General features: G+C 66.7%; 6 protein-coding genes. All 6 read right to left on the bottom strand.

Annotated features, from left to right (window positions below; genetic code table 11):
• Positions 1 to 377: hypothetical protein (locus ACEN88_RS28215; protein WP_413344989.1), on the bottom strand; the 377-nt coding region annotated here is incomplete at its 3' end.
• Positions 377 to 724: a hypothetical protein gene (locus ACEN88_RS28210; RefSeq protein ID WP_413344987.1), complete on the bottom strand. Its 348-nt coding sequence runs from the start codon at positions 722 to 724 to the stop codon at positions 377 to 379. The genes ACEN88_RS28210 and ACEN88_RS28215, both read right to left, overlap by 1 nt.
• 108 nt (positions 725 to 832) lie before the next feature.
• Positions 833 to 1408, bottom strand: a complete 576-nt coding sequence (locus tag ACEN88_RS28205; protein WP_413344986.1) for a hypothetical protein — start codon at positions 1406 to 1408, stop codon at positions 833 to 835.
• 4 nt (positions 1409 to 1412) lie between these two features.
• A complete protein-coding gene (locus ACEN88_RS28200; RefSeq protein ID WP_413344984.1) occupies positions 1413 to 2216 on the bottom strand; it encodes a lipid II flippase Amj family protein in 804 nt (267 codons plus the stop codon).
• A gap of 7 nt (positions 2217 to 2223) precedes the next feature.
• On the bottom strand, positions 2224 to 2604 hold the full coding sequence (locus ACEN88_RS28195) for a hypothetical protein (RefSeq protein WP_413344982.1): 381 nt from the start codon (positions 2602 to 2604) through the stop codon (positions 2224 to 2226).
• Between the two features lie 127 nt (positions 2605 to 2731).
• Positions 2732 to 2950: helix-turn-helix domain-containing protein (locus ACEN88_RS28190; RefSeq protein ID WP_413344980.1), on the bottom strand; the 219-nt coding region annotated here is incomplete at its 5' end.

The raw sequence follows: 2950 nt of genomic DNA, 5'->3' as shown, positions 1-2950 counted from the left end.
TTTAATGATCCGCCCCCCACCTTCATAAACACCTCTCTTTTCGGCGGCAGCGTCTTTTTTTTATAACACACTGCAATCCCGCGACCCGAAAGCACGGCGCCGCGGCGCCCACGCAGGGCCGCCCAATAGAGATTGTGGATGCCCTCGAACGGCCGCGCCTTCGCGGCCCGCGCATGCGGACCGAGGAACAGTTCGGCCAGGCGTTCCTGTTGCGCGCCGTCGCCGCTGTCCGTATCCGCCCGCCAGACGTTGGCGAGCGTTTCGTAGTCGCCCATGCGCAGCAGCCAGCCTTCGTACGCCGGGTCGGCGTACGCGGACGCCGCGCATGAGAGGCCGACGGCAAGCGCCCCCGCGAGCAGTCCGGGGCGCCGTGCCATCAGCTGTCGAAGTCTTCGGCCAGGTTCTTCCACCCCTTGCTTTTCGCGAACGGCGCGAATTCCTCGGGTGCCTCGAGCACGATGAGACGGCTCTCCTGCAGGCCCGGATCGCTGTGGCCGAAGTCCGGCCCCTTGTAGCCGACGGCACGCAGCCGGTCGATGATGGCGCGTACGAGGACGGCGTCCTTGTAGGCGCCGGGCTCGAGACGGTCCTTGAATTTCACGTACACATCGATGATCCCGTAGCCCTCGTCGAAAATGCGGATCGACTTGACGTCGAGGGTACGGCCATTGGCGTCCTTGGCCTGGAACGGGCCGGACAGTTCAATATCGGAATCGGTAGTCATGGCGCCAAGGATACCACCGGGCGTGCCAGCGTGTACGCGATCTCGGTGGCGCCGACGGGCGCGCGGCGCCAGCCCTGGGCGGCGCGGGTTGCGCGTCGCAACTGCAAATTATCGGCGTGTGGCATCGGATCTGAAGCGTGAAAGGACTCGGGTGCCCGGATAGTCGGCCCGATCCGGAAACGCCGGCCGATGATAGCAGTTCCAGTAGCTCGTCGCACGTCGCGCCAGGGTTGCGAGCCAGGCCGGGTTGGCGCGTGCGAAAGACGCGAGGGACGACGCGTCGCGCGTCCCGATCCAGCGCGCGACGTCCTCGACGATCTCGATTACGTACTCGCCGGCCAGCTGAACGATATAGGGCAGGAGCCAAGGTTCGTCGCGGTCGAGAATCTGCGCGAGGCATGCCTGGCGCACGTGACCGTCGTAATGCCGCGTCCCCAGGCAGGCGACGATGCGCCGGTCGACGCCCCGCGCATCCTCCAACGCGCGGCGCAGGCGGGCTGGGTCGTAGTACAGCCGATATGGAATGTGCAAGGTTTCGCCATCCACGTCGACGTCGAAGGCACCGTGCGGGGGCGCGAGTTCGTCCTGCGCGACGACGGCAACGGCCGCGCGTACGGAAGCGCGCAGCGCGGATGGGAATCCAAGCGATTCGTCGGGCCTGGCCTGGCGAGGAGGGGTCAGCATGGCATCATATGACGCGGGCCACGGACGCGATCAGCAGCGACGCCGGTACCAGCAACGCTTGCGCGGCAACGGTGCCCGCCAGCCGGCTGCCGACCAGCCAGACGATGGCTTTCCTGAACTGGCTTTCCGTGACGTTGCCTTCGACGACATCGTCCGTCATCCCCGACATGTGCGCGTCGATGAACACGGCCATCATGATGGTCGCGCCGCCGTTGATGATCGAGGAGAGCGTGCTGGACGTGACGCGCACCGACGGGTCCAGCACGCCGGCGTACAGGGCCGCGAACACGCCGACGGTCCAGAGCGCGGTGGCGCCGACGTTCAGCAGCGTGATCCGGCCCGACACGCCGTGTCCCGACCGGAATCCGGTCATGTTGCGCGCGGCGGGCATGCGGGCGACGTCGCGGACGTACGACAGGCCACCCTTGAAGAAGCCGTGGAGGATCAGCTTCGGGATCGAGCGATGTGCCTGGAAATGCAGGACCGCGCGGCAGAATACACGCTGGAACGTCGGAATCAGCAGGGCGCCAGCCACCGTCGCAAGACTTGCGGACACGAGCAGCCAGCGAAAATCGGCGAGCAGCGCACCGCCCGCGAGCGGGTCCAGGTGGGTCTCGACACGCTTCGCCAGGAACGGGCCCAGGAACGAATTCGACGTCCGCGACACGAGCATGAGAATGCCGAACAGGGCCAGCGACACGGCGATCCGCCTGGTCCGTACGCCGGCGATCCGTACCGAGTACGCCAGGGTCCCGATCAGGTGGATCACGAACGTCAGGAAGCAGATGAAGAGAAGTTGGGTATCCACATCTATTTCACGAAATATCCGGAGACCTCACAACTGCCGTCGCGCTCGCGCATCGGCACCACGGTCTCCACCGCAAGCGACATGGCGCCGCAGCGCGTGTCGAGATGGCGCACGAGGCCGAAGCGTTCGACGATGCGGGCGACCTTGTCCGGGATCCGGCGAATGCCACGAACGGTCCACCCGCGACCTGGTCGCGCTGCATGGTGACCCAGGCGGCCACGGGCAGCAGCAGGGCGAGCAGATAGCCCGTACGCCAGATCGCGCCGTGGTCGGGGGCGAGCAGGGACAGCAGGGGGCGGGTGTAGGTGTCGAGGTTGCCGAAGGCGGACGCGTTGGCCGACGCCAGCACGCCGGTGGCGAGCATGATGGCCTGCCAGCGGCGCAGCAACAGGCGTGCGGTGCTGATGGCGTACCAGCGCAGGCGCAGGCGGACGAGCGGTGAGCGGATGGCGTTCTCCTGGGTGGGGTCGCAGGATTATGAACGCCTTTTTGTCGATAAAGCAAGACTTCCTGGCTTAATCCTGGCTTAGCAGGGCCGACACGTACAGCAGCAAACGGTCTTCCGCACGCGCGAGAAGCAGGCCGGTCAGTTCCTCGACGCGGCGCAGCCGGTAATCCAGGGTGTTCCGGTGGATGTGCAGCGCGGCGGCGGTGGCGGCCGCGCTTTCGTTGTGGGCGAACCAGGCGTCCAGCGTGCGCCGCAGCGTGGCGCCGCTGCGGTCGCGGGCCAGGCA

It is taken from the genome of Massilia sp. CT11-108, from assembly GCF_047302915.1.
In the GTDB taxonomy this organism is placed as follows: domain Bacteria; phylum Pseudomonadota; class Gammaproteobacteria; order Burkholderiales; family Burkholderiaceae_D; genus Telluria; species Telluria orientalis.
The sequence above is the reverse complement of the archived record's forward strand: the minus strand, read 5'-3'. Positions and strand labels throughout refer to the sequence as shown.